Source organism: Lutibacter sp. (genome assembly GCF_030692605.1).
Classification (GTDB): Bacteria; Bacteroidota; Bacteroidia; order Flavobacteriales; family Flavobacteriaceae; genus Lutibacter.
In genome coordinates this window covers 1-6,625 of sequence record NZ_JAUYUD010000104.1, presented here as the reverse complement: position 1 = coordinate 6,625, position 6,625 = coordinate 1, and the positions used below count along the sequence as shown (strand labels likewise).

11 protein-coding genes are annotated in these 6,625 nt (G+C 26.2%); 9 read left to right on the top strand and 2 right to left on the bottom strand.

Going from position 1 to position 6,625, the window contains the following annotated elements; genetic code table 11:
* Positions 1–193 precede the first annotated feature (193 nt).
* From Q8S45_RS10595 to Q8S45_RS10575, 5 genes are all read left to right on the top strand, one after another.
* On the top strand, positions 194–526 hold the full coding sequence (locus Q8S45_RS10595) for a hypothetical protein (RefSeq protein ID WP_305604504.1): 333 nt from the start codon (positions 194–196) through the stop codon (positions 524–526).
* Positions 527–557: 31 nt separating this feature from the next.
* The gene (locus Q8S45_RS10590) at positions 558–845 is read left to right on the top strand and encodes a hypothetical protein (RefSeq protein ID WP_305604502.1); all 288 of its coding nucleotides are present in this window, start codon (positions 558–560) and stop codon (positions 843–845) included.
* Between the two features lie 336 nt (positions 846–1,181).
* Complete coding sequence (locus tag Q8S45_RS10585; protein WP_305604500.1) at positions 1,182–1,730, top strand: GNAT family N-acetyltransferase; 549 nt, start codon at positions 1,182–1,184, stop codon at positions 1,728–1,730.
* A gap of 326 nt (positions 1,731–2,056) precedes the next feature.
* Positions 2,057–2,395, top strand: coding sequence for a type II toxin-antitoxin system HigB family toxin (locus Q8S45_RS10580; RefSeq protein WP_305604498.1), 339 nt, complete (start codon positions 2,057–2,059; stop codon positions 2,393–2,395).
* A 6-nt stretch (positions 2,396–2,401) separates the two neighbouring features.
* Complete coding sequence (locus tag Q8S45_RS10575) at positions 2,402–2,962, top strand: helix-turn-helix transcriptional regulator (protein WP_305604496.1); 561 nt, start codon at positions 2,402–2,404, stop codon at positions 2,960–2,962.
* Positions 2,963–3,102: 140 nt separating this feature from the next.
* Here the strand turns inward: Q8S45_RS10575 and Q8S45_RS10570 are convergent, their stop codons facing one another.
* On the bottom strand, positions 3,103–3,360 hold the full coding sequence (locus Q8S45_RS10570) for a hypothetical protein (RefSeq protein ID WP_305604494.1): 258 nt from the start codon (positions 3,358–3,360) through the stop codon (positions 3,103–3,105).
* Positions 3,361–3,453: 93 nt separating this feature from the next.
* Between Q8S45_RS10570 and Q8S45_RS10565 the strand changes: the two genes are divergently transcribed.
* From Q8S45_RS10565 to Q8S45_RS10555, 3 genes are all read left to right on the top strand, one after another.
* Entirely contained in the window at positions 3,454–3,900 is a 447-nt protein-coding gene (locus Q8S45_RS10565; RefSeq protein ID WP_305604492.1) for a hypothetical protein, read from the top strand.
* 401 nt (positions 3,901–4,301) lie between these two features.
* Positions 4,302–4,499, top strand: coding sequence for a hypothetical protein (locus Q8S45_RS10560; RefSeq protein ID WP_305604490.1), 198 nt, complete (start codon positions 4,302–4,304; stop codon positions 4,497–4,499).
* A gap of 13 nt (positions 4,500–4,512) precedes the next feature.
* Positions 4,513–5,025, top strand: coding sequence for a hypothetical protein (locus tag Q8S45_RS10555; protein WP_305604488.1), 513 nt, complete (start codon positions 4,513–4,515; stop codon positions 5,023–5,025).
* Between the two features lie 115 nt (positions 5,026–5,140).
* On the opposite strand, the gene Q8S45_RS10550 is transcribed toward Q8S45_RS10555, so the two are convergent.
* A complete protein-coding gene (locus Q8S45_RS10550) occupies positions 5,141–5,545 on the bottom strand; it encodes a hypothetical protein (RefSeq protein ID WP_305604486.1) in 405 nt (134 codons plus the stop codon).
* A gap of 263 nt (positions 5,546–5,808) precedes the next feature.
* Here Q8S45_RS10550 and Q8S45_RS10545 point away from each other — a divergent pair, with 263 nt between their 5' ends.
* Entirely contained in the window at positions 5,809–6,267 is a 459-nt protein-coding gene (locus tag Q8S45_RS10545) for a hypothetical protein (RefSeq protein WP_305604484.1), read from the top strand.
* Positions 6,268–6,625: the final 358 nt, after the last annotated feature.

Sequence of the window (6,625 nt, the reverse complement as noted above, 5' to 3'; positions counted from 1 at the left end):
AATAAAGCACAAAATGCCAACAATGCATATAAAAAATTGCTTAATCAACTAAATAGAATGATTCTAAAATTTAATTATATTACATTTAAACATCGGAAAATTGCGTTTTCATAATCGCAACTTTTCATATTCTAACCCGTTAGCAAACATTAGGATTATAATAACGGAATAACCTCAACGAAAGATTAAAGTTGTGAAAAATAAAGAAAATGATATAATTAAAAAGTCTTTGTGTTTAGAAAATAAACATTATAGATTTAACAACGGAGAAAAAATAGTTTTTTGGTATAGAGATAATTTAACAGAAGTTAATAATGTTAAAAGAAAAGAATCAGAACCTTTATTTTTATATTATCCTTATAAATATTATTCTATTTATACTTTACGATATCGACTATCTAAGAATGTAAAAATAAGACAAGGAATTAATATTTTTAAAAAGACAATAAATTCTTGGCTAGTTAAAGGAATAATACTAGCGCTTGCGATATACACTATTAAAATTATTTTCAAGATAGAATTATAAATTAAATATAAACGTTAAAATAAAAAACACCATGACAAAAGAAATGATTGAACATTTAAAACTGACAGTTGGTAATAAAGAATATAATTCAGATGATATTTTCAATTCTAAAGAGTTAAATAATTTCATAAAAAGGTCTTTAATTGTGTTTCCAATGAGTTTTATGTTAGAAGCCATAAAGGAAAATGGTTTTATGAGAATTATAACAGATGAACACTTTGAAAATTCAACATTCCGAATTGAAAATGTTAGTAATGATTTAAGAGATAGATTTAACAAGACATATAATTTAGATAGTCTTGACAATTCTTCTGTATAAATTCATCTTTAAAACCAATATAAAGGCATATTTTCCAAACTAAATTACCTTTATCAGAGAAAGACGAATTATCAGGATGATTATAAACTAAATCAGATATTTTATTATATGATAAGCCATTTTTCAACGCGTGGTCATTAGGAATAATTAACATAGGATTAAAACGTTTGCTAACAATGCATATAAATAATTGGCACATTGTTGTATTATTATATTTATTTATTTTAACTAATTACGAGTAAAATATGAACATTTTATATGTAATGCCAACTATTCATATTCTAATCGTTGTAATTTATAGCAGAACGACTGAAAAACTGAGAGATATTAAACAGTATGAAAATATTCGCAGAAACTGAAAGACTAATTTTAAGAGAAATACTTCCGACAGATATTGACGGACTTTTTGAACTTGACTCTGACCCGGAAGTTCATAGATATTTGGGAAATAAACCAGTAAGTAGTAAAGATGAAATCGTTAAAGTAATTAATTTCATAAGACAGCAATATATTGACAATGGAATTGGAAGATGGGCTATTATTGACAAACAGACTAACGAATTTATTGGTTGGACAGGATTAAAGTTTGAAAAAAATGAAACTAATAATCACAAAAATTATTATGACTTAGGTTACAGACTGATAAAAAAATATTGGGGAAAAGGAATTGCGACTGAAGCTGCATTTGCATCATTAGAATATGCATTTGACAAACTAAATACTGACTATGTTTATGCAATGGCGGACTGTGAAAATGAAGGATCAAACAAAATCTTAAAAAAAGTTGGACTAAAATTCATTAAAACGTTTGACCTTGATGGAATTAAACACAATTGGTATAAAATTGACAGAAAAGAATTTGAAAATAAAAAGCCGAACCGCTAACTGAACCAAAAAGAAAAATTGTAAAAAACCGACAAATATACCAGATTTTTACAGTCATTAAACTGATTGAAAAACAGAACAGATTAAATTCAGAACTAAAAAACAGAAATTGAACTAAAAACTACAAATTACAACACCGCATATAGCAAATTGCTTAATTGTAATAAATAGGAAAATTAAAGTACCTTTAAACTAATAATAAACAGTGGAAAATTTCGGTTTCAAACCCGCAACTTGCCATATTCAAACTCGTTGCCAGTAATATTAAAAAAAATACAAAAGTTCGGTTTATATCAGAACTTTTTATATATTTGCAAATGTAAACTATGAGATTAACCAATAAGAAAGCATTAGAAAAGCTTAAAAGAAAGAATAAAGGAAATACACCTTTGACTATTGCAATTGATAAACTTATTGAAGATATTGAAGAAAATGATTGGAAAAATCAAACTGAACTAAATGAATCAAGGCCTGATGCAGATTGTGTCCATAGTGATGGCTTTTATTTCTTCAATATTTCGGTTCATAGAACAATGATTCTAATTGAATTTAATAATGGAGAAGCTTCAGTAGTTTGGTTAGGAAATCATAAGGAATATGAAAATACTTTTAAGAATAACAAGAGTACAATTAAAAAATGGTTGAAAACTAATGATTGGATTTAAGAAATTATGAAAACACAATTTGATATAATAGAGTTAATTGAACTTGGAGAAATTAAAAATGAATTAGATTTCGAAAGAGCTTTAATAGCTGACAGAAAATTAAGAGTTCTTTCTAAAGAGAATCCGAAATTTAAAACTCTTCGAAAAAAATTAAGAGATTTAATTGAAGTCTATGAAAATAAAAATTGGTCTCCTGATTCAAGAATTAGCGATAAAAAATTACGTGAAAGTGATATCGCCGAATTAATTGCCGAAAAGGAAAGACAATTTATCGAAAGAAGAAAAGAACTAATAAAATCGAAAATAAAAAAGGTAAACCTAAATCAGCAAGATTTTGGGGCAATTTTAGGGCATAAAAGCAAATCCTATATTTCAGAACTGATGAATGGAATAAACCCTTTTTCTTTAAGAGATTTAATTATTATCAACAGGCTTCTTAAAATTGATTTAACAGATTTAGTCCCTACTTTTTTACCACAAACTGAACGAATGAAAATTAGGACTTCTATTGAAAAACTCGAAAATCCAAAACTAAAATTAAGCAAAGAAGATTTCGCTTTAGCATAAATACTACTGGCAACAACGCATATAGCAAATTGCTTAATTGCGTTATTTAGAATATTTTTTATTACTTTTAAACTAATTAAAAAGCCATAGAAAATTGCGTTTTCAAACCCGCAACTTGCCATATCCAAGACCGTTATACGTTATTTTATCGAATCTCCTATTTTATACATAGTTTCTTCCTCGCAAAACCTAACTTTATTATTATTTGCATCCGTAAATTCATAACTACAAAAACCATCGTTGCAACTTGAACCTCGTGGGTATTTATATGTTATTATAAATGGTTTCTTTAGCGGTAGTTTTTTTCTGTTTCCAATATCGCAACTCCCTAAAAAAACAACGCATAACAGCGCATATAAAAAATACTTACTTTTTGTAGTTAATTTTAAATTTTTCATTTTTATTATAATTTTATATTAATTAATATTTGTTTTATTCTTAGCTGTACTTTTCATATACTGCTAAAGTTACCACACATTTGAAGAAACATTATGGATGAAAAATGGACTTTAGGAATTTTGGGATTATACACGGTAATATACCTTGTAGTTTTCTTTATACAAAAATCACAAATTGACCGACAAAAAGACGTGATTTCTTCTATGAAATCTTTTATGGAAATCTTTAAAGTTGACGAAGTGAAAAAATACGTAGAAATGAAAAACGAGCGGATTTTACACGATGCGACAAAAATGATGATGGATAGCGAAAAAATAAAAGAAATGTCGGACGAATTAATAAAAACAACAACTGCACCAATACAAGAAGCATATACCGAAATAATGGCGGAAAGATATATGGAGCTTGTTAAAGTTGTTTTTGAAGTTGTTTTAACCCAAGAACCTGAAATACGTGAACAATTCATAAAAGACCTTTTACCGAATAACAAACATTATCTTTTGCCAATGTTGAAAGATTATAAAAATAGTGATTCTTAACTATGTTATAGTTTTGCTCACTATCAATTCCTAATCTTAAAATAAATCCGAATTTATCATCAAATTCATCTGACTTGATTTTAGGTTTTGATTTTTTAAATAGGTTTGTGAATTTTGACATAATATTTAATTTTTAAATTAATAATCTGATTAAAAAAACGTGTGGTAACACCGTATATAATTTATTGCTAGTTCTGGCTTACTTACGAAAATCCTAGCGGATTTTCTATTCGGTTTTTATTTGCTAAATTATGTGCTAAAACACGCAACAAACCATATACATAACCGTTAAGCAAAAATATTAGCCAGATGATGTAAATATGAAAATCCAACTAATAACACTTTTATTTTTTTCCCCTCTTTTTTTTATCATTGAAACGTAAAAATTAAATATAAATACTATGAAAAAACTACTTTTTTTAACAGCTTTTGTTTTACTATCTATTTCTTGTGCTAAACAGTCTGATGTTGATTGCTTGGCGGAAAAATTGGAAATTATTGAGCAATTTGATAGATTAATAGAATTATCACAAGATGCAGAAGGAAGAGCTTCTTTAATTCGGCAGAAAAATGATAGAATCGCAAATTTAAATTGTTAATCTTGTAATAGGTATGATTGATATAAAAACCGAAAATAAATTAAAAAATAGACTTTTTAGATTATTGAGCGATTTAGAAATTCATACAATAAAAGAAAAAGACTTAATAGATAATTATGATTTCAGAAAACATCCTCCAATTATTAGATTATTAATTAAAAATTTAGTTGAACAAGGTTTTATTAAAAGTCACGGAAGTTCATTTAGTCATTTAGAAATTAATTCATCTCTCGGATTAGAAGTTTTAAGAATTGGTAGTTGGACAAAATATTTGAAATCACTTAAAAAACAATCTAAAGATAAAAACGTACATATTGAAAAACTTATAGTCAAAGACAATGTAATTTCAAGAGATAATAACGGTATTCAATCTTTAAAGAGTGATTTATATAATCCAATTATTGAAAATGATATACCAAGACCAATTAGCAAAGCCGTAGATATATGGACTTTTAAAAATATAATGTTTGCAATAATTACAGGACTCATAGTTTCTTGTATAATATACATAATTTCGTTATTTTAAACCATAAATCTTTGACACAAAAAAGGCTAGTAAATGAATACTAACCTTGTCATAATTTACGATAAGTTATTAATTTTTGCTTTTGCAAAGAAAATTGCAGTCTTTTTAAGATAAACTATAAAAATAATTCATAAAATAATTCATTTGAATATATATGTAATTCTTTACACTGTTTTATGAATTTAGACCCGAGTATTATAGGATATTGAAATGGACTTGGTAATTCAACAAATTCTTCATTAAATTCATAATCAACACCTTTAAGATTAAAAGATAATTGATATAAATTTGTTTCAGAAATTCCAGAAACAGGATATATTCCACGCTGAAATCCAGTTGGAATAGCTGATATATGTTTAGCGAATGACGGGGTTATATGAAATTTATAAGCTCCAGTATCAATCAAGGCTTTGAATACTTCATCTATTCCTTTTATTTTAACATCAATCGTGGGTTGACAAAAAGGAGTTAAATCACCTATTATTTTCTGATTTAAAAAATATGATTTTGTATCATCCATTTTTAAAATTTTAAAGTTATCCTCAAATATACAAATTGGATATATATAATTTTCTTCATATAAATAATTACTATTTACCATTGTTACGTGTTATTTTGCTTTCAGCAATTAGCCCACGCTCAAAAAATAAAATAGCGTTTTAAGTTGTTTGATTAATTTTAGTAAACAACTGCTAATACTGATTTGCTAACTATGCATATAAAAAATGGGTTACATAGTTGTTAATATTAAATTTATTAATCTAAATTTACTTTAAATAAAATATGAAAAGTCTATATTCTAAAACCCACTTTTCATATTCTAAACAGTTAGCAAACATTATTAAAATGACTCGAAACGAAAAATTAGATAAAATTTTATTATTTCTCATTGCTGTTGATGTTAAGGAATTAAATAATGAAAACATTGGCAGACAGATAACTATGGAATTTATCAATGAAGCTCTTAATGAAATGGAATTAATAGAATGGGAAATGAAGTCCTTAAAAGATGAATTAATAAATGAAAATTTAGTTACTGAAAATACCGAAGGACTAAGAATAACACAAAAAGGTAAAAAATTCATTACAAGAGAACGAGGATTTAGACATCTTGAAAAAATAACGCGACAAGAAGAATTAATCCTTGAAAAGACAATTGAAAAATTTAAGTATGATAAATTTGCTTTTTTGTTTTCTATTTTAGCCATCCTAATTTCATTAATATCGTTAATACTGAAATAATAATTGCGACAGTTGAAATAATAATTGAATATTTGGTGTAATTGAATTTTGACATCTTATTTTTATTTTAAATTAATATTGCGTTTAATAACGATTTGCTAACACTGGCTAAAATTCAGCGTGGGTTTTGCAATAGCATTCATATTTTTAATACATTTAACCAGATTTCTTAGCGGACAATTCCTAACGGAATTATCCACGCCGAAATCTTAGCCAAAATCCGTTAGCCTTTATTATGAAACACGACAAATCGAATAAACTACTTTCTTCCAAACCAATATATCACACAAAATTTCAATATATCTGATTAATAATTGTTATAAATAAATATAGTTATGAATAAAAAAGTATCCCTGTT

What these genes read in the sequence shown, in the direction of transcription:
- Q8S45_RS10590 (WP_305604502.1), top strand. Translation starts at nt 558, where the DNA reads ATGACAAAAGAAATGATTGAACATTTAAAACTGACAGTTGGTAATAAA.
- Q8S45_RS10585 (WP_305604500.1), top strand. Translation starts at nt 1,182, where the DNA reads ATGAAAATATTCGCAGAAACTGAAAGACTAATTTTAAGAGAAATACTT.
- Q8S45_RS10580 (WP_305604498.1), top strand. Translation starts at nt 2,057, where the DNA reads ATGAGATTAACCAATAAGAAAGCATTAGAAAAGCTTAAAAGAAAGAAT.
- Q8S45_RS10575 (WP_305604496.1), top strand. Translation starts at nt 2,402, where the DNA reads ATGAAAACACAATTTGATATAATAGAGTTAATTGAACTTGGAGAAATT.
- Q8S45_RS10570 (WP_305604494.1), bottom strand. Translation starts at nt 3,360, where the DNA reads ATGAAAAATTTAAAATTAACTACAAAAAGTAAGTATTTTTTATATGCG.
- Q8S45_RS10565 (WP_305604492.1), top strand. Translation starts at nt 3,454, where the DNA reads ATGGATGAAAAATGGACTTTAGGAATTTTGGGATTATACACGGTAATA.
- Q8S45_RS10560 (WP_305604490.1), top strand. Translation starts at nt 4,302, where the DNA reads ATGAAAAAACTACTTTTTTTAACAGCTTTTGTTTTACTATCTATTTCT.
- Q8S45_RS10555 (WP_305604488.1), top strand. Translation starts at nt 4,513, where the DNA reads ATGATTGATATAAAAACCGAAAATAAATTAAAAAATAGACTTTTTAGA.
- Q8S45_RS10550 (WP_305604486.1), bottom strand. Translation starts at nt 5,545, where the DNA reads ATGGATGATACAAAATCATATTTTTTAAATCAGAAAATAATAGGTGAT.
- Q8S45_RS10545 (WP_305604484.1), top strand. Translation starts at nt 5,809, where the DNA reads ATGAAAAGTCTATATTCTAAAACCCACTTTTCATATTCTAAACAGTTA.